This window comes from Acidisarcina polymorpha (genome assembly GCF_003330725.1).
Taxonomy (GTDB): domain Bacteria; phylum Acidobacteriota; class Terriglobia; order Terriglobales; family Acidobacteriaceae; genus Acidisarcina; species Acidisarcina polymorpha.
The window spans coordinates 5,801,353-5,824,135 of the sequence record NZ_CP030840.1 but is presented as its reverse complement, the minus strand read 5'-3'; the positions used below and the strand labels follow the sequence as shown (position 1 = coordinate 5,824,135).

At 56.9% G+C, this 22,783-nt stretch carries 19 protein-coding genes; 9 read left to right on the top strand and 10 right to left on the bottom strand.

The window, feature by feature from the left end:
- Positions 1 to 20 precede the first annotated feature (20 nt).
- Positions 21 to 890 carry a tetratricopeptide repeat protein gene (locus tag ACPOL_RS24800; RefSeq protein ID WP_114209431.1) on the bottom strand — a complete coding sequence of 290 codons (870 nt, stop codon included), beginning with the start codon at positions 888 to 890 and terminating at the stop codon, positions 21 to 23.
- Between ACPOL_RS24800 and ACPOL_RS24795 the strand changes: the two genes are divergently transcribed.
- Complete coding sequence (locus tag ACPOL_RS24795) at positions 889 to 1,365, top strand: SET domain-containing protein (protein ID WP_114209430.1); 477 nt, start codon at positions 889 to 891, stop codon at positions 1,363 to 1,365. The two genes, ACPOL_RS24800 and ACPOL_RS24795, sit on opposite strands and share 2 nt — an antisense overlap.
- Positions 1,366 to 1,508: 143 nt before the next feature.
- Entirely contained in the window at positions 1,509 to 1,742 is a 234-nt protein-coding gene (locus ACPOL_RS24790) for a hypothetical protein (protein WP_114209429.1), read from the top strand.
- Between the two features lie 223 nt (positions 1,743 to 1,965).
- Here ACPOL_RS24790 and ACPOL_RS24785 read toward each other — a convergent pair whose 3' ends face one another.
- Positions 1,966 to 2,424 (bottom strand): hypothetical protein, encoded by a 459-nt coding sequence (locus tag ACPOL_RS24785; protein ID WP_114209428.1) that lies wholly within the window; start codon positions 2,422 to 2,424, stop codon positions 1,966 to 1,968.
- A gap of 178 nt (positions 2,425 to 2,602) precedes the next feature.
- On the opposite strand from ACPOL_RS24785, the gene dnaX reads away from it, so the two are divergent.
- The 3 genes from dnaX to recR all read left to right on the top strand — a co-directional run bounded on the left by dnaX (position 2,603) and on the right by recR (position 5,620).
- Positions 2,603 to 4,561: a DNA polymerase III subunit gamma/tau gene (gene dnaX / locus ACPOL_RS24780; RefSeq protein WP_114209427.1), complete on the top strand. Its 1,959-nt coding sequence runs from the start codon at positions 2,603 to 2,605 to the stop codon at positions 4,559 to 4,561.
- 17 nt (positions 4,562 to 4,578) lie between these two features.
- Positions 4,579 to 4,905: a YbaB/EbfC family nucleoid-associated protein gene (locus ACPOL_RS24775; protein WP_114209426.1), complete on the top strand. Its 327-nt coding sequence runs from the start codon at positions 4,579 to 4,581 to the stop codon at positions 4,903 to 4,905.
- Positions 4,906 to 5,020: 115 nt separating this feature from the next.
- Positions 5,021 to 5,620: a recombination mediator RecR gene (recR, locus tag ACPOL_RS24770; RefSeq protein WP_275066496.1), complete on the top strand. Its 600-nt coding sequence runs from the start codon at positions 5,021 to 5,023 to the stop codon at positions 5,618 to 5,620.
- Between the two features lie 188 nt (positions 5,621 to 5,808).
- On the opposite strand, the gene ACPOL_RS24765 is transcribed toward recR, so the two are convergent.
- Positions 5,809 to 6,180 (bottom strand): response regulator, encoded by a 372-nt coding sequence (locus tag ACPOL_RS24765; RefSeq protein WP_114209424.1) that lies wholly within the window; start codon positions 6,178 to 6,180, stop codon positions 5,809 to 5,811.
- Positions 6,181 to 6,454: 274 nt separating this feature from the next.
- Here ACPOL_RS24765 and ACPOL_RS24760 point away from each other — a divergent pair, with 274 nt between their 5' ends.
- Positions 6,455 to 7,822: an ABC transporter ATP-binding protein gene (locus tag ACPOL_RS24760; RefSeq protein ID WP_114211037.1), complete on the top strand. Its 1,368-nt coding sequence runs from the start codon at positions 6,455 to 6,457 to the stop codon at positions 7,820 to 7,822.
- 2 nt (positions 7,823 to 7,824) lie between these two features.
- Positions 7,825 to 9,567, top strand: a complete 1,743-nt coding sequence (locus ACPOL_RS24755) for an ABC transporter permease (RefSeq protein ID WP_114209423.1) — start codon at positions 7,825 to 7,827, stop codon at positions 9,565 to 9,567.
- Between the two features lie 118 nt (positions 9,568 to 9,685).
- Here ACPOL_RS24755 and ACPOL_RS24750 read toward each other — a convergent pair whose 3' ends face one another.
- From ACPOL_RS24750 to ACPOL_RS24735, 4 genes are all read right to left on the bottom strand, one after another.
- Positions 9,686 to 11,968, bottom strand: a complete 2,283-nt coding sequence (locus tag ACPOL_RS24750) for a CHAT domain-containing protein (protein WP_161557551.1) — start codon at positions 11,966 to 11,968, stop codon at positions 9,686 to 9,688.
- Between the two features lie 203 nt (positions 11,969 to 12,171).
- On the bottom strand, positions 12,172 to 13,059 hold the full coding sequence (locus ACPOL_RS24745) for a hypothetical protein (RefSeq protein WP_150133125.1): 888 nt from the start codon (positions 13,057 to 13,059) through the stop codon (positions 12,172 to 12,174).
- Between the two features lie 15 nt (positions 13,060 to 13,074).
- Positions 13,075 to 13,776 (bottom strand): zf-HC2 domain-containing protein, encoded by a 702-nt coding sequence (locus tag ACPOL_RS24740; protein WP_114209420.1) that lies wholly within the window; start codon positions 13,774 to 13,776, stop codon positions 13,075 to 13,077.
- A 140-nt stretch (positions 13,777 to 13,916) separates the two neighbouring features.
- Complete coding sequence (locus ACPOL_RS24735; protein WP_161557550.1) at positions 13,917 to 14,507, bottom strand: RNA polymerase sigma factor; 591 nt, start codon at positions 14,505 to 14,507, stop codon at positions 13,917 to 13,919.
- A gap of 183 nt (positions 14,508 to 14,690) precedes the next feature.
- Between ACPOL_RS24735 and ACPOL_RS24730 the strand changes: the two genes are divergently transcribed.
- On the top strand, positions 14,691 to 16,280 hold the full coding sequence (locus tag ACPOL_RS24730; protein WP_150133123.1) for a hypothetical protein: 1,590 nt from the start codon (positions 14,691 to 14,693) through the stop codon (positions 16,278 to 16,280).
- A gap of 5 nt (positions 16,281 to 16,285) precedes the next feature.
- On the opposite strand, the gene ACPOL_RS24725 is transcribed toward ACPOL_RS24730, so the two are convergent.
- Together ACPOL_RS24725 and ACPOL_RS24720 are read right to left on the bottom strand one after the other, a co-directional pair.
- Positions 16,286 to 16,783 carry a DUF2165 family protein gene (locus ACPOL_RS24725; RefSeq protein WP_114209417.1) on the bottom strand — a complete coding sequence of 166 codons (498 nt, stop codon included), beginning with the start codon at positions 16,781 to 16,783 and terminating at the stop codon, positions 16,286 to 16,288.
- Positions 16,780 to 17,670, bottom strand: coding sequence for a c-type cytochrome (locus ACPOL_RS24720; RefSeq protein ID WP_114209416.1), 891 nt, complete (start codon positions 17,668 to 17,670; stop codon positions 16,780 to 16,782). The genes ACPOL_RS24725 and ACPOL_RS24720 overlap by 4 nt, the downstream gene beginning before the upstream one ends.
- Positions 17,671 to 18,043: 373 nt before the next feature.
- Here ACPOL_RS24720 and ACPOL_RS24715 point away from each other — a divergent pair, with 373 nt between their 5' ends.
- Entirely contained in the window at positions 18,044 to 21,901 is a 3,858-nt protein-coding gene (locus ACPOL_RS24715; RefSeq protein WP_114209415.1) for a carboxypeptidase-like regulatory domain-containing protein, read from the top strand.
- 280 nt (positions 21,902 to 22,181) lie between these two features.
- Here the strand turns inward: ACPOL_RS24715 and ACPOL_RS24710 are convergent, their stop codons facing one another.
- Entirely contained in the window at positions 22,182 to 22,724 is a 543-nt protein-coding gene (locus ACPOL_RS24710; RefSeq protein WP_114209414.1) for a prolipoprotein diacylglyceryl transferase, read from the bottom strand.
- Positions 22,725 to 22,783 lie beyond the last annotated feature (59 nt).

The following is a 22,783-nucleotide window of genomic DNA, read 5'->3' as shown; positions in this document are numbered from 1 at the left end:
ACGTTAGAAAGCCTCTTGGGCTACGGCTTTTTCGAAGAGATTAGCTCTGCGAGCGCCTTTCGGGCGGTCTTGGCGTTGGGGCCATCGGGCACTGCTTCCAGGTAAATCTCATAGTTCTGCTCCGCTTCCTGAGGAAGGTTCATCTTCCTCGCCGCCTCGGCCAACCAGAAGACCGCCTCGGCATCTTCATGATTGAAGCTGGTCGCGTCTTTGAAGCGCGCATAAGCCCCCTTGAAGTCCCCCGTCTTCAAATAGAACTGACCCACGCGAACGTCCTCAGTTGCCCGTTTTTGGTCGTAAACGTCGGATGAGCCGTCGGGGGATTCGAGCTTGAGCTGCTTGCGCGCGGGATCGTCCAAGCCAAGTTTGTCGATGTTATCGCGGCTCGAACTCCCATTGGCCTCCGTGCCGCTCGTCGAGCCCGGTGCGGTGGGCGCGGGTGCGTCCGGCGTCGCCGCCGACTTCGCATCAGCTGCCGCTGCTGCGGCCGCCTGTTTCGAGACATCTTCGGGGAACGGGTTGTCTTCAGCTGTAGTGGCCTTCTTTTTGGGGGCTGGAGCCTCTGGCGGTGTTTTACTGTCTGGGTGTGTCTTGCTCTGGTCTTTATTGGCCGCGCTGGTATTTCCTGCATCGGACTGACTTGAAGCAGGCGGAGGTTGACTTGCGTTCTGCGCATGCGCGGGAATGAGCACCGCGACAACGCTGGCCATCAGCAGTCCGACAGCGAAGAAGACCCGGTTTTGCATACTCACCCCGGCAACCAGCAGTTCGCTCCAGTCTTTCGACCTGCGCCACTGCTCCCATTTTAGACGCATCAACGGAGGCTCACGGAGCTTCTCAACTTTCGCCTCCCTGCTGCCCAGCTTATTGCTATACTCTCGGAAATCCATGGGCTTGATTATTCGTTCTTCCAGCATTCACGCCGCCGGTTGCTACACCACAAAGCGGATCGCCAACGGCTCCCGAATCGTCGAGTACACCGGTCAGCGCATCACCAAAGACGTAGCCGACGAACGATACAAAGACTCAATCGTCACCTACCTTTTCGGTCTAGGCGACGGCACTTACGTGATCGATGGGCATGGGGTCGCGATGTTCATCAATCACTCCTGCGATGCGAACTGTGAGACCGATGAAACTGACGGGCGCGTCTGGATCAAGGCCATCCGCGACATCGCCGCCGGCGAGGAACTGCTTTACGACTACAATCTCTACGATGGCGACGAAGATCCCGCCACGTGCAATTGCGGTGCGGCGAAATGCCGAGGATCGATGTACTCGGTCGAAGAGTTGAAGCGTCGAAAGAAGGCTGCCGTCGGGAAAGGCTCGCATAACGGTGCCGTAAGGAACGCGCGATCGAAGTAGGTTCGATTCTCAGAGTTATAGCCTACCAGTGGTCGCACGTTCGTGAAGAAACCTGACTGCCTGGTAAGAGACCCCTCTTTTACCGCTGTACATCGTTTATTCACAATCCACCGCTACACTCGACGCCTGAGGATAGAGCAAGCATGCCCAGTGAAATCGAAGAACTCGATCGCCTGCAAGAGAGTTACAAAGCGGCTGTAGATGTGTGGGTAGCTGCAATCCGGTATGAAGAGGCGCTCGCGTCGGTCAATCACACCGTCGCCGAGATTGACCAATGGGAACACGCCGCAGCCCGAGAGGACGTGGCGAGAAAGAAAGTCAAGGCAGCGAAGCTCGCCTATGAGTCGGCGCTTCGTGAGAAGTTTTTCAATTTCTAGCCGGGCTTTTGGATGTCACTCGCGCCTGCCGCATTCGCCATCAACAAGCGATATGTGACATCCATTTTGCCTGTCTTTCTACGCTGTTAGGGCAGAAGTACTGTGTTGGTGTGATGTGCGGAAGTTGGCTCGTCAGGCTTTGCCACAAGGACTAGCCTGACGAGTAGATTGCTTCGCATTCGGCAACTGTACGTTTGCTCTTCGTGATGCTTTGCCTACATGCTCAAGAGGGAGAATTGGCCGGCGCCGCGCCGTTCTCGCCACCCTGCTTATGCTCCTGCCAGCGCTGCTGCTGCTTGGCTTGCATCTGCTCAAACTTCTGCTTCTGCGTATCGTTCAGCACCGCTTCGATCTTCGTGTTGCTGTCGTCGCGCAGGCTCTTCATCTTTGCCATCTTGTCGGATTTGCTCATGGACTGGTCCTGGCGCAGGGCCTCCATTTGCTGTTGCCTGTCGGCAAGGATCGGTTTGATCTGATTTTCCTGGTCGGCGGAGAGCTTGAGCCTCTTGGCCAGGTGATCGGCCTGTTGATCGGGGCTCATCGACTGATGGTAATGCATGGGTTGAGCGCTCTGCGCTGGGGCTGATTGCTGCTGGGCCGCGGTATCCGTTTGCGCGAAAGCTGCGCTGCCCGCAACTGCGAGGACACCACTTAGTGCAAGACTACAAAGGCTTTTTCGCATTTCCGTTTCCTCCAACTACATCTTTAAGAACACCACCTCAACGCAGAAGGTTGCGGCCTTAATTGCCGTGAACGGTAGCTTGAGTTTTCCGCAGGAAGCTCCTCGCTGAGACAAAGGCATCTTGCTGCAAGCGATACAATCGATCCAGGCGCTTCACCGATAACCCGAACTGAATCCCATGGCATACCTCGTACTCGCCCGTAAATATCGTCCCCAATTTTTTTCCGATGTCGCCGGGCAGGACCATGTCACGCGCACTCTGATGAATGCGCTCTCTCAGGGCAGAATCGCCCACGGCTACATCTTTAGCGGCCACCGCGGCATTGGCAAGACAACTATCGCGCGAATCCTGGCCATGGCCCTGAACTGCCGCAATGCCATCGGCTCCGCACAGCGTCCGACCGCGGAGCCTTGTGGTGTCTGCGAATCTTGCACCGAGATCCGCGCCGGGAATGCGGTTGACGTGATTGAGATCGATGCCGCCACGAACCGCGGCATTGACGAGATTCGCGAACTTCGTGACGCTGCCCGCTATCGTCCGGCTCGCGACCGTTACAAGATTTACATCCTCGACGAGGCGCACCAGATTACGGACGCTGCCTTCAACGCCCTCCTCAAGACGCTCGAAGAGCCGCCCGACCACGTCGTCTTCATGATGGCGACAACCCAGCCAGAAGATATTCCGCAGACTATCCGTTCGCGGTGTCAACATTTCAGCTTCCACGCGGTCAAGTTCGACGACATTCTCGAGCAACTGCGCACCATCGCCGCCCAGGAAAACGTTACGGCTACTCCGGCGGCTCTGGCTCTGCTCGCGGAGGCCGGTGACGGATCGATGCGCGATGCGCTCTCAATCATGGACCAGGCGATCGCCAGTGCTCCGGTCACCGGGGACCAGCCCCATTTGGATGCGCCGCAGATTCTTGAGTTAATGGGCAGCGTTCCCAATACTGTCTTCGAGCGGCTCATGGAGGCGATCAGCGAAAACCAGAGCGCCACCGTGATCGAGGAGATAAACCGTCTGCTCAATGCGGGAAACAGTCCGGCACAGCTCGCCCGGCAGTTCGTTCGCTATCTGCGCAATTGCCTGATGGCCCGGCTGGGCGGGGAGTCCAGCGAGCTCCTGCAGATTTCTCCAGATGAGCGGGCACGCGCCGCTCGTTCGGCAATGCTGTTCTCTGAAGAAGACCTGACTCGCTTTCTGGACGTGATGTTGCGCACCTTTGATCAGCTGAACTACCGGCAGGAGCAGCGCTTTCATCTAGAACTTGGCCTTTTGAAATTGGTCCACTTGCAGCGCTTGCTGCCCGTGGAGCAGTTTCTCAGTCAATTGCCAGTTCCCGGAAAAACGCCCGGTGGTGGCGGCCTGCCTGGCGGCGGTCCAGTCAGGACGCTTCGCAGCACTAGTCCGGCGCCGCCATCACAAGCCCCAACCGCCAGTCCAAGTTCCCAGCAACCGGGGGCGAAAGCGAATTCCCTTCCAGCCGTGCCGTTCTCGCCCTTTGGCGCCGAGACTGACCGGAAGATGGAAGACCAAGCTGCCAAGTCTGAAAGCAGCCCGCCACCAGTCCCAGCGGCAATGTCCGTTCCTCGTGCCCCAACCCCGCTGGAGGTAACATCTTCAGCCGTCGAAATGCCAGACGCAGTCGCTCTTGCCGGTCCAGTGTCAACCGAATCGGAGCCAGAGAACAGGGTGGTGCAGGTCGAGCGAACCCTACCTACGTTCGATCTGGATACACTGCGCGATGCAGTGAGCAATGCGCTTGAAGCCGCCGGTCACCATACCGCCGCAGCGTTGCTCTCGAACGGCAACTGGCTTGAGGCAGATGGCAATGTAAGGGTCGAAGTCCGAATCAAGCAGACGATGCTCGGCCTGACCATGAATGCCGAAGCCGAGAAGATCGTCAAAACGGCGGCGCGGGAGACCGGATTCACCCGGCCGATTTCTATTATTTCGGCTGCCAATGGAGACGCAACCCCGGCCAACGGTAGTCCGCGCACCGCAGCAAAGCGCCCCGCCGCTGCAGGCAGTGTGCAGTCCGAAGCGTTGGCCCATCCACTGGTGAAGCAGGCTCTCGAATTATTTAACGGCGAAGTGCGCAGTGTCCTGGACCTGCGCGAGAAACGGAATGGGTGATAAGAGTGGAGATACCGATGAATCCTTTAAAGATGCAGGAAATGCTCGGCCAGGCACGAGCCATGCAGGAGCAGCTACAACAGAAGATGAGTGAAACCGTGGTCGAAGCCAACTCCGGCGGCGGCGCAGTCTGCGTCCGCATGAATGGCCAAAAGCAACTTCAAAAGCTCACCATCGATCCGTCGGCGGTTCTGGGACTAAGCGGCAGCGCTGCAGATGTCGAGATGCTTGAAGACCTTATCATCGCTGCGATCAATGACGCAGGCCGCCGCGTGGATGACGCCATGAAGACGGGTCTCTCGTCGATGCTAGGCGGCCTCAATCTGCCTCCGGGATTGATTTAATCATTGATCTAGAAACTCTAGGATTGATCTAGAAAGATCAAGGATCGACCTAGAGTCTGTTAGCAAACCCTTCTCCAAAGAGACGACTCACCAACTTTGCATTCAAAGGAACCATTTGTCTCGATTTGCCGAACCGATGTCGCAACTGATCGAAGAATTGCGCAAGCTTCCTGGAATCGGCGCCAAAAGCGCCCAGCGGCTGGCTTTCCATATCCTGCGCTCGCCTGCTTCTGACGCGGAAGCGCTGGCCATGGCGGTGCGCGAGTTGAAGGCCAAGCTCAGACTTTGCTCAGTGTGCAACAACATCACCGACGTGGATCCATGCGTCTATTGCTCCAGCCCCACCCGCAACCAGCATCTAGTGTGCGTGGTCGAGGAGCCTACCAACATCGGCAGCATTGAAAAGACCCGGAGCTACAACGGCGTCTACCACGTTCTGCACGGCACACTGTCTCCTCTGCATGGCGTCGGTCCTGAACATTTGAGAACCGGGAACCTCCTGGCGCGGGTTGAGCGTGGCGAAATCGAAGAAGTCATCCTCGCCACCAATCCGACCGTCGAGGGAGAAGCCACCGCCGGTTACCTCGCCGAACTGCTTCATGCCACGCCCGTGAAAGTCACCCGCATCGCGACGGGCGTTCCCGCAGGGAGCGATATTGAATATGCAGACGAGGTCACCATCTCTCGCGCTATCGAAGGTCGCCGTGAGATCTAAGCCTGGAGATGGAATCGGCCATTTCCTTGGCTGAAGAGGTCGTGTCCCAGGCGTGCATGACCTCAGGCTGCTTGACGAATCAGAGGGAACAAGAGTCGGGGGTGCCGCGAATTACTTCTTTCGGCTTCTTCCTGGAGGAAAAAGCCTGCCAGCGAGGCACTCCGCTTCCGAGTGCCTGTGATTCTGCTCTAACCCTTGAGTTTGGCGAGCAGATCTTGCGGATGGACGGGCTTTGCCAAAATCTCAAACTCGTGTCCCTGGCTCCTGGCCTTGTCGAGCAGGTCCGCGGTTGCAGCCTGACCGGAAAACAGCAAAATCTTACAGGACGGGAGAATCTTGCGAATCGTAATCGCCGCGTCGATGCCATTCAGATCGGGCATGATGACATCGCTGATCAGCATTTCAGGTTGCAGAGTGCCGGCTAGTTCGACCGCTCTTTCTCCGGAGTAAACGGCCGTGGCGTCGAACCCGGCCTGGTTCAAGATGATTACAAGGGTATCGGCAATCACTCGTTCATCGTCGGCGACGAGTACTTTTGGCTTAGCTACAGTCTCTGGCATTCGTTCCTTTTCTTCTCTTTGGCTTGTCTTTACTGGGTAAAACGACGCTTTCCGGGCTTACGCCCCAAAGCAAAAATGCGGGGAATCAAGAAAGCACAAGGTCTGGATTCGAAATCTCCTTCTCAGATGATACGCTTCCCTCAAGGGATGCTTTTCCATCTTGAACGCCGTCCCTCAGCCAGCGCCATTTGGACTTGCGCTCTGGCCCCAGGATCGGCCGAATCCCGGTGATTCCACGATACTTCAGTTTACTTTGTCAGTGAGATAAATGCCGATGGTTGAAGCCAAGATTCAGACCGATACGGAGACGATTATCCGTGCTCAGCAGGTCGAGAAGTTCTACTCGCAGCCGAGCGAAAACCGGATCCAGGTGATCGCTCCGACCGATCTCTCGATTGTACCGGGCGAAATTGTGGCGCTCCTCGGCCCCTCCGGCTCTGGCAAATCCACTCTGCTGCGCATGCTGTCCGGCCTCTCGACTCCATCGGCCGGCCAGGTGCTCTGGCATGGCAAACCAATTGGCTCGGTCCAGATCAACGTCTCGATTGTCTTTCAGAGTTTCGCCTTGTTCCCGTGGCTCACCGTTCTTGAAAACGTCGAAGCGCCCCTCAAGGCGCGTGGCATGGAACCAGACGAGCGCCGTGAACGAAGTATGCGCATCCTCGACACTGTCGGTCTGGACGGTTTTCAAGCCGCTTATCCCAAGGAGCTTTCCGGCGGCATGCGCCAACGCGTCGGCTTCGCCCGGGCGCTGGTCGTTGAGCCCGAAGTGCTTTTCATGGACGAACCGTTCTCGGCGCTAGACGTATTGACCGCAGAGAACCTCCGCTCCGAACTGCTCGAATTGTGGGAGAAGAAGACCATACCCACGAAGTCCATCTTCATCGTCACCCACAACATTGAAGAAGCCGTACTCTTAGCAGACCGGATTATTGTCCTGGGCCGCAATCCCGGCCATATTCGCACCGATTTCAAGGTCACGCTGCTGCACCCGCGCGACCGCAAGGCTGCACCTTTTACCGGCATCGTTGACTATATCTACAAAGTCCTCACCCGGCCGGATGTCATCCCCGCCAACGAACCGACGCATCAGCATCCGTCCAGGCCACGAGACCAACGGCAGATGAAATATGAGACGCTGCCGCACGCCCGCCCTGGCGGCATTGCAGGCCTGCTCGAGTTGCTCATCGACCACCAAGGCCGAGCCGATATATACCGCCTCGCCGACGATCTGGCCTTTGAAATCGACGACCTTTTTCCGATCGTTGAAGCCGCCCAGTTACTTGACTTTCTTCACGTCGAGGAAGGCGACGCGGCCATCACTCCGGCCGGCCATGAATACGCCGAATCGGAGATCTTGCGGCAAAAGGAACTCTTTCGCAAGGCGGCCGTCGAGCACGTGCTGCTGCTGCGACAGATCACGCGCGCGCTCGAGAACAAGTCAGATCACACGGTACCGGAAGAGTTCTTCATGGACATGCTCGATGAGCAGTTCAGCGAAGAGGAGACCCGCCGTCAGATGGAGACTGCCATCAACTGGGGCCGCTATGCCGAATTGTTCGACTTTGACGCCGCGCGCCGGCGCTTTGTCCTTCCTGAAGTTGAAGCGACCGCCGACTCTATCGAGGAAGTGAAGGGCTAGGCATGAAGATCGACAATACATTCGCCCGCAGCCTGGTTCCCGAGCGCACCTGGCCGGTCTTCCTCGACTTGATCGTCGCGGCCTTCTGCCTCGCCGGGTTCTACGCCATCATCTTCGTGGGTCGCTACTGGTTCAGTCGCCCGGTGCCGGAAGTCTTCATCGACCGTGCTCCTTCGGCACTCCCGCTTTACGCTTTTTACTCAGTGGTGCGCACCATCGCCGCTTATTTTCTGAGCCTCATCTTCGCAATCGGCTACGGATATATCGCCGCCTATAATAAGCGGGCTGAGTCGTTGATGATAGCTGCACTCGACATTCTGCAGTCGATTCCAGTACTCAGCTTTCTACCCGGCGTGATGCTGGCCATGATCGCGCTCATCCCGGGCAGGCAGCTCGGCATTGAGCTCGGCGCCATTGTCCTCATTTTCACAGGCCAGGTCTGGAATATGGCCTTCAGCTTTTATTCTTCGCTGAAGAGCATTCCTCGCGAGCTCCGCGAAGCCTGCGCCATCAACCGCTTTTCCGCGTGGCAACGTTTCTGGCAGCTGGAGCTTCCCTTCTCCGCCATCGGCCTTATCTGGAATTCGATGGTCTCCGTCGCGGCCGGATGGTTCATCCTCGTCGTCTGCGAGATGTTCCCGGTGGGTACTCGTCACTTTCGACTACCCGGGCTTGGATCCTACCTCAAGACCGCCGCGGACGCCGGTGATACATCGGCGACCGTCTACGGCATCATCACCATGATGGTGATCATCGTCTTGACTGACCAGTTGGTCTGGCGGCCGCTGATCGCCTGGTCGGACAAATTCAAGTTTGAGACCAGCGATAGCGGCGCCCGCGTCACTTCGCCGATCCTGCACCTGCTGCGAAACTCTACCGCTCTCGGCTGGGTGAGAGAGCGCACCATCGAGCCGCTCGGCGAGCGCATCTACGCCGGTTTGGCGCGCCGACGCGATGCCCCGATCATCCGACAAATGCCAGAGCGAACTGCGCGCCGCATTGGGTCGCTTTCTACAATTGTGCTTGCTCTCATTGCCGTCATCGCCGTAGCCCTGGCCGCTGTCCGGGCGCTTGGCCTGCTGCACGGCATCCCGGGATCGGATTACCTTTTGCTCTTCGAAGGCGCAGCTGCGACCTTCCTCCGGGTGAACGCGTCGTTGCTCATTGCCTCGCTCTGGACCATCCCGGTCGGCGTGGCCATCGGCTTCAATCCGCGGCTCGCGAAGATCCTGCAACCGATTATCCAGATGGTCGCATCGTTCCCGGCAACCGTCCTATACCCGATCATCATTCTTGGCCTCTACCGCATCGGGATCGGCCTCGGCATCGGCGCTGTCGCGTTGATGCTGCTTGGAACGCAGTGGTACGTGCTCTTTAACGTGATCGCCGGAGCGATGGCCATCCCCTCCGAAATGCGCGAGGTCGCTGATCTCTTCCACTTTCGAACTTTGCAGCGCTGGACGACCGTCATTCTGCCCGGCATCTTTCCCTACCTCGTGACCGGCCTGGTCACTGCATCCGGCGGCGCATGGAACGCCTCGATCATTGCGGAATACTACCCCATCCGAGATAAAATCTTCACCACCCTTGGACTCGGGGCTGAGATCAGCGCAGCCAGCGATGCCGGGAACTTCGGCATCCTGCTTATGGGCACCATCATCATGGCGTTGATGGTGGTCACCGCGAACCGCCTGCTCTGGCGGAAGATGTATCACCTCGCCGAGACCAAATACCGGCTGGATTAGGCGCCTTCCTGCGAAATCGTCATTTCCACCAGGTCGCAAACGCAGCTTTCGCCATTACCACGCGGAGCAGAGTGAAGAAGCTGTCCACCGTGGCCATGCAGTAAGCGAGTAACCCGCTTTATGACCCGGTATAAAGCTGGAAAGCCGCCCAGTACACCGGTTTTCGATAGCTTTGCCCATGCAGCAAAGACAACTTGGCTGCGCGCAACGCCGTGTCGGGAGAACTTCCCTTCGCCAGCTCGGAGTACATCGTTCTCATCAGTTCGGGAGTGGATACGTCGCTGATGTCCCAAAGCGCACCGATCACGTTGTGCGCACCGGCATGGAGAAACGCCCAGGAGAGTCCCACCAGACCTTCCCCTGTATACGCGCGCTCCCCTGCTCCCTTGCAAGCCGAGATGGTAACGAGCTCGGCTTGCAGGGGATGAGCGATCACATCGCGCGCATAAAGCTTATAGCTTGCATCCTTATAACTTGCGTTGACACCCCGGACGGACGAGGCGGCGGCCGACAATACCACTGCCGATTCGAGCGGGTCGGTTGAATTTGCATCGCCATGGGCTACGAAGTGAATGTAACGGAAATGGCCGGGATCGCTGGCTATGTAGGCCTCAGCCGTAGCGTTCCCTTGCTGATAGACCTCCTCCTCGGAGGCAGGAAAGTATTGGCCGACCGCGGATATCTCTTCCGCAGCATGCGGCAGAACGCTATATTGGCCACCCCGGTCCGGCGGCACCGGGTTCCCGATCAACAGCAGCTTACTGCCGGGAATGCGGCGCGCTTTCGGTCGGGCCAGCAACAAACGTAGCGAAGATGCATTCTCGAGAGTGACATCTTCGATCCAGTAATGAGGCTCTGGCTGCGGAGCGATGAGGCTTTCAAAACTCAGACCACTCAGCTGACCGTCGGTGATGACAATGACCCGGCCGTTGGGGTGAAACAACTCCGCCGCCGGAGCTACTAACATCTGATAGAGCTGTTCGCCGTTGCTGTCTTCCGTCTGAAGCACATCGCGCGAACCAACCAGTGCCCTTCGGTAAGCAAGAATGCGAGGCTCGATTTCGGCGCGCGGGGGAAGCGAATACAACTTTGTTTCTTGCGGAGTGACTGCCCACAGATAAGAATGTGCGGCACCCACCCAATAAAAGAGCATCGTCGATTGGAGCTGCTTGGCTACCTGTTGCGGAGCGAAGGACGCTTCATACGCCAGACACCTCTTCCCTTCCACACCAAGCCCCTCAGCCAGCGTCAACGCTCGACTTTGATCGGCGGCGCGCAATGCTTCAACTGTCTTCCCCTCCCGCACCAGGAAATCAATGTAGCTGTCATAGAGCAGGGTCGTATTGGCGAAGAAAGGCAGCCGTAAATCCTCTTTGTGGATGGAGCAGCGGGCTGTGCCCGCGGTATCGAGCGCGGCACGGTACTCCGCTTCGGCCGCTTTAAAATTTTGCTCCTTAGCGTACAGATCGGCTAACGCGGTCTGCGCCTCCCAGCGCAGAGACTGGCGATCATGATGCGGGTCGAAGGCGACTTCCGTCAGCAATCTTTTTGCCCCATCCTGATCGCTGTTGTGGGAGGCGATGAGGCCTTGGGCAAACAGCGCCTGTAATTCCAGCGGACGGTCTGTTTGCTGCCGCGCCGACTCGATGGCTTGCTTGCTGAACTCGTCAGCAACCTCCCACTTTCCGGCCCGCACAGCGACAAATGCAATCTCGGCCAAGGCAATCGCTGCCTGGGCTTTGTCCCCTTGTTGCTCGGCCATCGAAAGTGCGTCTCGGTATTCAGACTCGGCCAGCGCGAATTGACCGAGTTGCTCATGAATCATGCCGATGTTGTTGCGACGCCGGATGCGCTCGGGACCTTCGCCAATGACGCGCGCCAACTCCTCAGCCTGGAGGGACAACGGAAGCGCATCGCTAAAGTCGCCGAGCTTGTAGTAGTTCCAGGCCAGGTTCCCCTCGGAAATCTCCTCGAGGACCTTATACCCTTTCGATTTTGAGATATTCAGTGCAGCAACGCCCCATGCGATCGACTCGTCGTATCGTTCCTCCAGTTGAGCCGCGTTGCAAAGATCAAGCAGCGCCCGAGCTTCACGAAAGCTGTCCCCGAGCTGTCGATCGATGCCCAACGCGAAGCGATAGTCCGACTCAGCGGTTGCCGGATCGTCAAGGAGTTCGCCTCGTCGGATCGCAATATCTTCGGTGAGGCTAAGGCTGCCTTGGGGGCAAGGCTGGCTCGCCTCCCGCATACTGGATTCGACTTTGGAGTCTTGCCCGAGCCGGTCGTAGGCCACCGCTTGAAGCAGATGTCTTCGCGCATTGAGTTCGCAATCTGTGAAGAGCTTCGATGGCGAGTTGTCCAGCGCTGCGATTGCCGAAGAGTACCCGCCTTTCGCCAACATGATCTGAGCCTGGAGAAGACGAAATTTTGCCGCTGCAACCGGGTCCAATGACAAGAATCGTTGATAACCCTGGTCTGCATCTACCTGAGCTTGATTCAGGTCGCCCCTTTGACGAAAAGACTCTGCTTCTTGATAAAGCTTTTCTGGGACCAAATCTCTAGTACAGCCCACTGAGAAGGCCATAACCAGAGCGGCAGTAACGGCTAACGGTTTCCACCCGAGTTGCTGCCATTCGCGCTTCCATGTGCTACGGCGACATTTCCCTGTGTGGGACATCCCAATTCCACCCGGAGTAAGGTCAGATCGAACGAATTGTGATGGACGAGCAACTCACCTAGGTATATGCGCCCGAATCCGGGAATGTCGATCACATGGCCGCCTGTTTTCCCGGCGAAACTCCCTGTCGTCACGATCCCATCAACGACTGAGACTATAACATTGCCGCGTTGTTTAATCTTAGCGCCGCTATTCGGTCCATCGCCCGAATGCCTTTGGAATAACCGGTCAAAGACGGGAACTTTGCGCATCTCTGACGAGGAGCAACCATCCGCGATCTTCTTGCTCTGGTTCTTGGCATATTTGAGCAGTTTGGAATCTGTCAAATACGGGTTCTTCGGGTAATTCTTACCGCCGTTGCGATCGCAGATGTCGAGCCGCAATTGCGGCTCAAAGGTGCAGTCACCGGCGCGCAGGCCGCGGTACTCCGTGTTTTTGAAAGAAACTGTTGGATAATGGTCTTTTGGAGGATGTTCGGTTTGAAGCTCCAAAGCGATCCGCTCGGCATGGAAGACGTCCTTGATATTCAGGTCCTCGACCACGGAACGCACGAAGGTAGTGAAACTCCCGTCTTTATGATTCTTGGTGCCTCCTACCTGGGTGTAAGCGCTCTTGACCGAGATCATCTCCGCAACGCGAACATTGTCAGCCCGTGCCGAGTGATAGCCGCCTACGCTCGGTAAAGAGCTCGCCGCTAACACCGGAAGTGTCAGGTTGAAAGGTCTTTCCAGGACGCCGCCAAACGCGTCTGCATTCGCGTGGTAGTAGTGGGTTACTTCATTGCCGTCATCCATCTCCGCCTCCAAAACACCCATGCCGTCGTTTTCTGCCTATTTCAAGCGCAGAGTGAATGTATAGCGGCCAACCTCAGCCGGGCCGACAGTTCCCGCCTGGCTGACCACCAGCGAATAATTCCCCGCCTCTAGGCCGCCAGGAACTCGCAACGGAAGATCCTGCTTTGCGACGTCTGCCGGGATCGTTAAGCTCTTCGGCCAACGCCTTTGTCCCGCGGCGTCGTAGAGCTCCGCCGAGTAGACGGCGTTACTCTCCCCGGGAATGTCAACCTGCAGTAAGAACGGCTGGCCGCGCTTAGCCACAACCACTTGGTTCTCCCCGCGCGTGCCCCCACTCGCGAGATAGGCTGAGGGCAGGACCTCGGGCGAATTCATGACCATCAGCGATCGCTGCAAGGCCGGCACCTGGACCAGATTTTGGACCGCGACCGTCACCAACAGTATCGCCAATGCGGGCACGGTGAATACAGGCCGCAGCCACGCAAACCAGTCTCGGCTGCGACTGGACGGTTCCGGCCTGAGCCGTGCTCTTGATGTCGGAGCCTCCTTGCTGTTTGGCCCTTCTAGTTCGAAAATCTGCTTTCCGTGTTCCATCAGCGCGGTGCCGACCCGGATGTCTTCCGCGCATTCGTGGCAGGAAAAAAAATGCTCCTCAAACTGCTCCCGTTCCTCTAGGGCGAATTCGTTGAGGAGGTATTTTTCCACTGCCATCATCTCTAATGCTTGTTTATGGTCCATTGGTAATTCCATCTCTGATGATTAGTGACGTTACCAGCCAAAACGTTTCATGAGGCTTAGAGCGGCAGTGAATTGCCGAAGATTCGCTCTTTGCTTTCCCTGAGCATGGCCTGCCAAATTGCGATGGCTGTACGGCAGCTCTATCGCCTGTACATCGTTCCGGCGGGCTGGCTGGTCCTCTCCAGATATTCCTCCTTGAAAGATTTGAGGGCGCGGTGAAGCAGCACCCGCAGATAGTCCCGGTTCACCCCTATTTCCTCACAAACCTCGTCCTTACTTCGCTCTTGCAGCAGGACCTCGCGAATCAGCCGCCGGTCGCGTTCGGAAAGGTGTTCAAGGACTTGCTGCACCTGGGCCTGGACCTCCCGAGAGACCAGGTGATCGAGCACTCCGGAGCTGGCGTCTGGGTATTCCTGAACCTGTTCTTCGTCCTCGACCGGCGATTCATGGGCGGGAGCGCGATAGTACTCCAGCAACACATTGTTGCAAGTGGAATTCACATACGCGCCCAGCTTTTCGGGATTTCGGAGACCCTGCTGGGTGCGCAACGTACGCAGAACCCGGCTGAATGTCTCTTGTCGGATGTCCTCGATGTCTTCGGGCCTGCGAACCCGTGACCGAAGCTTGATCTTGATCAATTCGGTGAAATAAGCGGCAAAGTGTTCCTGTGTCCGGAAATCTCCCGCACGCAATCGCTCTACATACGACTCATCAAAAACGCAGAATTCCATAGAAGCGGCCTTGGGGGGAGACATGCAGTGACGCGTTAGCCCCTCGAGTGCGAGGCAGTCGGATATGCAAACAACTCTAGCACTGCACCGCGATGACTGCATCAACAATTGAGCACTCGTCACCTCGGACTGCGGCGATCGAGAATTGATCTGCCTTGCCCGCAGACCACAAGTTGGGAAGCCGTGAAATCATTGGTGGTGATGATGAAGGCTTGCCTGCGCATACTGCGTAGCCCCCGTTTTGTGTTAGCGTCGATCGCGTTTCTCGGAACGCTGCTTGCGCAGTCCGGCGAACTCGGCACCAGCGATACGATGCATCGCTTGCAGACCACCCACTCGTTCTGGACCTCCGAGCCGCCGGTCTTTCCCAATGAATATCCGGAGTTTGGTCTTATCGGACGCAACGGCCATCTCTACAGTTGGTATGGCATGGGCCAATCGTTGCTCATGTTCCCGCCGGACGTGGCGGGAACCTACCTCGAGCACCTGTCGATCTTCGATCAATACGCTGGAAACGATCCCAGTATTCGCGGCGTCTTCGTCAGCTTCACCACCAATCTGCTCATCGCAGTGCTGACCGCGCTTGTGTGCTTCAGGCTGCTGCTGCAGTTCGAATTTGCCCTGAAACAAGCGGCCGCCGGGGTCCTGACACTTCTCTTTGCCACGACCCATCTGCATTACTCGCAGAATATGAGCGAGAACAACTACATCTTTCTACTCACCCTGGCAGGAATCTCGTTCCAGTACGAGTGGTTCCGCACCGGCCGAAAACGGCTCTTGCTTATCGGCAGCTTGGCGCTCGGATTGAACCTGCTTACTCGCCTCACTACCGCTCTCGACTTGCTCGCGGTTGCTGGCTTTCTCGCCATGCTCCTGCTGCTGGAGCGAACCAGATTTGGCGACGTTCGGCGGCAAGCGCTGATCTACGCTCGTACAACCATCCCGGTGTATGCCGCATTTTTGCTGATTGATCGGATCTACCAGTTCTATCGTTTCGGCTCCTTCTTCAACACCTACCTGAGCGTCTTTGCTATTCAGCAAAAGAAGCTCGATCCATCCTTGCCTGCCGCCTATCCATTTGAAGGCCGCTTCCTTGATGGCTTGCTCGGCCCGCTTTTCTCGCCAGAGAAGTCTATTTTTCTCTTCGACCCATTGCTCATCCTCAGCCTGGTGGCAACCATCTTTCTGTGGAAGCGCCTTAGCAGTCCGGTTAAGGCATTCTCGATCGCAGCCTGGTCGCTGCTCTTTGGCTACATCTGCTTTTATGCGAAGTACACCGTCTGGAGCGGCGATTTCGCGTGGGGAGATCGCTATGTATCTACCGCTGCCCAGATTGCATCGCTGCTCGGTGTCCCACTGCTCTTGCGTTATCGGCAGCAGATCGCCGGATGGCTTCGCTGGGCCGGCTGGGTCGTGGTTGCCTTCAGCGTTGTGGTGCAGTTGGCGTCGCTCTGCTTTTGGCTCCCCTTAGAGATCTATCAGATGGAAACGATCGGCCATCCTACCTTCGTCATCGCGCTGCGATTCAAAAACATCGTTGCCTTTGCATTAGGAAAGATGGACCCCTGGGGACTTAACAACCACGCGATGACCGAAGATCCATGGGACTATGTCCACATAACATCCTGGAATTTCCTACCGTTCTTGCTGGGCCGTGTCGGGGCGGCTCCGGCCTGGGTCGTCAATAGCCTCAAGGCATTCTGGTGCGGGGGATTCCTCGTTTTGGGCGGACTTTTGCTTGAGCTCCGCCGCATTCTACGCGCTGAACCTTAGTTGACCTAAGCCTGCCCCTCAACATCCGGCATGACCAGGAACATGAGGATAATTCCTACCACCGTAAACATGCGAAAGGCCGCTTCCTGGCCGTCCCAGGTTTTGGACTGCCACATGAGGAACCATTCCGCGCCAATGGTGAGGAATGCCACAAACCACATCAGCAGACTCAGCGTCAGAGCAATCACTGAAATTCGTTTTGCCAGGTTAAAGGCAGCAGCCGGAGCGCCCAGCTTCCGTAACAACAGCGCCCCGCCGGCCCATCCAAGGAAAGCAGTCAAAGCCTCCCAGCTGATGATGGAATCATAAAAGGAGCGGTACACCATCGTGGAGTGGACAGCCCTCCACATTCCGTGATTGCCCGGAAAAGTGGAGTCCATCTTCAGCACGTGATAGACGAAAAGGTAATTCGAGTTATAGTCAGTCAGATTGTTGAAGACGACTATGCTGTAGAACACGGCTAACGCAAAGATCAGGAGAATCTTCGCAATCCTGATCGTCATCGGCTCACCGCGGATGTAGCCGCAAACGTGGCGAAATACCGGCGCAGCGTCTCGAGCGTCTCCGCGTCATATTGCGGGTTGCCCGGCATTCTATTCTTTGCATCGAAGGCCTGAGGGTTCTTGACATAGCCAACGAAATATTTTGGTTCAGTCGACGCCCACATCGCCAGCATTGGCCATGACCGGCCGGCCAGCTGACCTCCCTCTGCTCCCATGTTATGGCAGCGAAAACAGTTCTGCTGGGCGATACGATACCCCTGGATGACCGCGCCATCGGCATCATACTGACCTACCGGTGCAATCGAGCCGAAGACGGCTTGTTCCTCTCGGAATTCAATCCTGGTGACGCCATAAGGTATCTGCGCTTCATCGGTATGCGAAAGGATTCGGAAAGACGGCTTGAAGAACGGATGGGAGATAAGATAAGGTCCCATGGATCCGCCACTCTCGGTCAGCGGCCAATGCGGTTCAGCCTTGCCGTTGATCTTCAACACCAGTAGCGGATGATGCGCGCCGAGATACGCGCTGGGATAATTCGCCCTGTATCCGTCGTAGCATATTGCCACCACCAAATTCGCCGTAGGCGTGCCGAGCGCCGCCGCCAGCTGTTCGAGCGGGATTCCGCTAATCCGCGTCTTTTTGGGGAAGTTGCTATCGTCACTAACAGTGTAGGTTGCTTGCGGCAAGGCAAGCAGGTCCTGGTAGGCGATAAATCGCGTGCTGTCTGGGGGAAGACCGGCTAACTCTCCGCCAACCTCCAAGTCACTCTCAGCCTGGCGCGCAGCATGGAGCAACGGCGGCTTGCCTGACAATTCCTTCCCGAAGATCACGAACGGCACCGCTAGCAGCATTACAACAGCAACCGCGACGGTTGCAAATCGGATCATCAAATCCTACCTCGACGCCCGTAGTCTCTCTTTGAAAAGTAACAGATGGATCCCTCGAAAGCCGTGAGGGACAATCCAACAAGCTGAAGGTAACAACAACGAGAGCGGAAGAAAAATTGCACCGACCGGGCATTTTCTTGCTAAGCCGCCGTCGCGGGCCGCTCTACTCGGGTTAGTGAAGATCGCATAAATTTTTCGCTATGTCGGGTGCGAAACTTACGTTATTCTCAAGCCATTCTCGAAAATCAGGCCTGAACCCGGGCCACTAAAGACAAGCGTACCTGCGCTCGACCGCAGTTCTATTTCAAATACCGGCTGATTCAGAGCCGACGCAGTTCCCCAGCTTCTTTCACCCAGTGGAGGCCAAGCATTCATGTACCTAAAAATAGGTCGACTCTCCTCTTCTCTGATCGCGCTGTTGTTCCTGGGTTTCTCTTGTTGTTCCCCCGGCCTCGCCCAACAAACCCTCGGCGGTATCTCTGGAAGTGTCACCGACAACTCTGGCGGCACGGTTCCAGGTGTCGCCGTTACCGCCGTACAGGACTCCACTCAACTTACCCGCACCGCGAACACCAATGACAACGGCTTTTACTCCTTTGTGAACCTCCCCATCGGCACTTATACCCTGACCTATAACCGCGACGGCTTCGACAGCCAAAAGAATCCAGGCATCCTCGTCCAGGCCGACCGCACTGTCACTCTCAATGTCACCCTGCAAGTAGGCTCGGTCAACACCTCCGTCGAGGTCGACGCGACGCCACTTATGAACGCCACCGACACCACCAATGGCTACGTACTCGACAAAGCGCAGATTGACGCTGTGCCTCTTCCTACCGGAAGCTTTACCGGCCTGGCCGTTCTTTCTCCCGGGGTGAATGCCGAGCTTCCAGGTGGCACCGGCGCAAACAGCGGACTAGGCAACGCGCCGATCTGGGCGAATGGCCAGAGGGACACCAGCAATAGCTTCCTCTTGAATGGCGTGGATGCCAGCAATCTCTTCAACGGCAAGAGTACCAGCCAGGTGCTGTCTGCCCGGGTGGTGAACAACACCGGAATCGCCCAACCGGGTGCAAGCTCCGGCATCGTGGTCCAGTCCAGCGCCTCAATTTATCTCGCGATCGGGGAAGCTCTGCCAACACCGGCGCCGGAGAGCATCGAGGAAGTCCGCGTGAACACCTCGATGTATGACGCCCAGCAGGGATCAACCAGCGGCGCACACATCGACATGAGCACCGGCTCCGGCACTAACCAGATTCACGGCACCGGATACGTCCATCGCGGCACCGACTGGCTCAATGCAGCCCCCTTTTTCTATAAGCAGGACGACTATATCCCCGAGAACGAGAAGGTGCCGCAGCTTCACCGCTACACCGCCGGCGGCACGGTGGGAGCGCCAATCCTCAAGGACAAGCTGTTCGGCTTCCTTTCCTATCAGCATATTCATTCCTCGGATCAGGAAATCGGCATCTCCCGTCTCACTGTTCCCTTCGGGCTCACGGACGACCGGAGCACTACGGCACTTGCAAATATCGCCAACACAAACTTTCCTTTCGCCACCCCCACACTCGCCACCGTAGGTTCTGCACCCGGCGAGATAAGCACGGTCGCGGACTTCCTCTTGAATTACAAGCTGCCGAACGGCCAATACCTGGTACCCTCTGCAGGTGTCGGGCCGGCCCCGACCCAGACGATTCCGACCAATGCTTCCGCGCCTGGCACCGCCTACTTCATCTCCGACCAGGCCGTCGCCGATCTTGATTGGAATGCCACTAAGACCGACACAGTCTCCGCAAAGTACTACTACCAACACGATCCGACAATTGCTCCTTACGCGTATTCGAGCGTCTCCGGCTTCACTCAGCACCTCGATGCGGGGAGCCAGGTCGCGTCGATCACTAATACTCTTCTGCTCACCCCCACCCTCAGTACGACGCAAACCATTGGCATCCTCAGGGAAAAGACGTATAGCACCACCGATCAACTCTTTACTCCTGCCGAGTTGGGCATCAACGCATTCGGTTCGACGACTTTTTCCGGCATCAGCATCGTCGACGCGCTTGGCAACAGTTCGCCCAACAACGTTAACTCGGTCTCAAACGCCCAACTCAACATCGGTCCAGGCTCAGCCTCGCAGGGGCCATTTACGGGAGTCTTTCAGAACCGCATTATGCCTTCGGCCAATGCGATTTGGACATTGGGCAAGCACACTCTCACTTTTGGAGGAAGCTACGAATACACCCAGCTCAACACTCGCGATGAACGAACCGGCAAAGGAATCATTGCGACTGCTGATTTCTCCCAATTCCTGCAGGGCCTTGTCACCACCAATTACGACTTCAACACGACCGCATTTCTTCAAGGCGATGCGAACCGGTACTACCGCGCCAACCAGGTTGGCGCCTACGTACAGGACAAATTCCAGGTTCGCTCAAATTTAAGTCTGACCGCAGGTGTCCGTTATGACTGGAACGGCGGGCTCACCGAAAAGTACGGCCGCCTTTATAACTTTGATCCGGCCAGCTATGTCTTTAACGGCAGCGAAGTCACATCGAACGGCTTCATCATCGCCGGAAACAATAAGCAATTTCCGACGAAGGGCGTCAGTCCGACGACGCTCACCGGCCGCCAATGGGGAATCGCCCCCAGGCTTGGATTTGCCTGGACGCCGAAACAGAATGACGGCAAGGTTGTCTTCCGCGGCGGCACCGGAATTTATTACGATCGTGGCGAACTGTTCACCTACTTCTCTCCCGGATATGCAGCCGGCGAGATCACCGGCGGCCCCTTCGGAGTGAACCAGGCTCCTCCGTTTGTCACCTCTCAGATCTGCAAATCATTTCAGAGCCCAGCCTATTTAAATTTTGTTCCTACCTGCGACCCAGGGGCTGGCTACTCCCTTTCGAGCCCCTGGGGCGCAGCGCTCGGGCCTGCGCCGACTGGTAATCCGGCAGATATTACAAATTACCTGCCGAGCGTAGCGGCGATCGAAAATGGAGCCCAGTTATTTTCGTTCGCAACCTATAACCGCGCAAACAAGCTCCCTTATACGATCAATTTTACTTTTGACATGCAGTGGCAGCCGCGGAACGACCTTGCCATTACCATCGGCTATGTTGGCAATTTGGGGCGCCATGAGGTCATCCCAGTGCCCTTCAACCAGGCTGGCATCGCCACTCCGTCCAGCCCCATCAATGGTCAGCAATACACCTATGGCTACACCGTCCTCGATCCGAATAACAACTTTGCCCCGATCAACTTACCCAACGGACAAGGACCGATGCAATCGAATTACGAGGGGGGCAACATCGACCTTCGGGTTCCCTACATCGGGTACTCGGCTGAATCGGAGAGTTATAAAGCCGCTGGCGTCTCGGCCTACAACGCGCTGCAGACCCATGTCGAGAAGCGTTTGAGCCACGGACTCCAAGTTGGCTTCTCCTATACCTACTCGCATGCTCTCGATGAACAAAGCGCGCTCGGGCTCTTCTACAACGGAAATAATCCGCTCAATCTTCGTGAGTCCTACGGCTCCTCAGACTTCGACCGCACCCACGTGATTAACTTCACTTACTCTTATGTTTTGCCCGCCTTCTTCGGAGAGACTTCTCTCAAGGGCAGGCTCACCAGTGGTTGGGCACTCTCTGGAATTACGGTCATTCAGAGCGGCCAGCCGTATAGCGTGATTGACTACTCTGGCGCGGTCGGCAGCATCTTCTACGGGGTCTCGGATGGCATCACGAATCCGATCGTGCCTCTCGCCCCAGGCTGCTCTCCGGTCAGCGCTAAAACCGGTGCGACCGGGGCGTTTGGCGCCCCGGCACTGAAAGCCTCCTGCTTCACCTTGCCGCTCCTCAGTCCAGGAGATCTGAATGGGGGTATTGCCCCGGGGGACACCTTCGAGACCAACTTCACGAGCGGCCAACGAAACATATTCCGCCAAAGCTATCAAAAACGAGCCGACATCTCTCTAGCGAAGAACACCCAGATTAGGGAGGGGATGAACCTTAAGTATGACTTGGACATTTTCAACTTGACCAATACCGCAAGCTTCGACATCCCGATCAACAACGTGACCCAGAACGAAAACTACAATGGCTTTCCTTCGCTTGGGAGTTCGCCACTCCCGGGACAACCAAACTCCTTTTACAACGCTCCCTTCGGGTTGGGAAATGTGAACAAGACCATAGGAAGCCCGCGGCAAATACAGATGGCACTGCGTCTTACCTTCTAACCGGTCCTCCAGGCGCTGTTCCAGAGGCGCTAGGAGCCGGGATTCGGCGTTCCCTATCTGGCTCGGAAGGCAGGTATTTTGATCACTTGGTCCGGACTTGTCCGGCAGCCAGTCTGGTCAGATGATCCGGCGCGCTGGTTCATTGCCCAGCAGTCGCGACAATTCCGGGTAGCGCACAATCGAAAGCTCAACCAAGAAAAGGCGGCTACTTAGGGTATCTCCCTATGAGCCGCCTCGCCCGGTCGATGGAACTGTTCTAAGTCGTCTGTTGCTATTGCTGCTATTTCGGGGCGCTGGTAGGGGCGCCGCTGGAATCGCCCGTGGTGGTAGTCGGCTTGCCCTCGGCGTCTCGCACGGTATTCCCCGTAGCTTTCTTGGTTGAATGATAAGCCGACTTGGTGCCATTGGAAGTCTTGTGCGCCGCCTTCTTGGTCCCTGCGGCGGTTTTGTGGGCAGCAGTCTTGGTGCCGCTCGCCGTCTTGTGGGCAGCCGTGTCGGTGGCGCTCTTGGTCTTGTCAGCGGCCTCCTCGGTCTTCCCCGTAGTCTTATCGTAGGCCTTGACCGTGCCCTGCTTGGTATCATGCGCTACGGTCTTGGTGCCTTCCGCGGTCTTGTGCGCCACCGTCTCGGTACCTTCCTTGGTCTTGTCGTAGGCCTTGACCGTCCCGTGCTTGACTGCGCTTCCCGTCTTTTCGGCTGCCTTCTTCGTGTCGCTTCCGGCGGTCTTGATATCTTGACCCACGGTCTGAGCAGTCACCGAAAGATTCAATCCAGCCGACAGCGCCAGAAATACCAAACCTTGTCCAACATATTTCCTTCGCATAGTGTCCTCCAACGTTGATATCGCGGCGTTCTTTGATGCTGGTTGAAGCCAGACTTGTT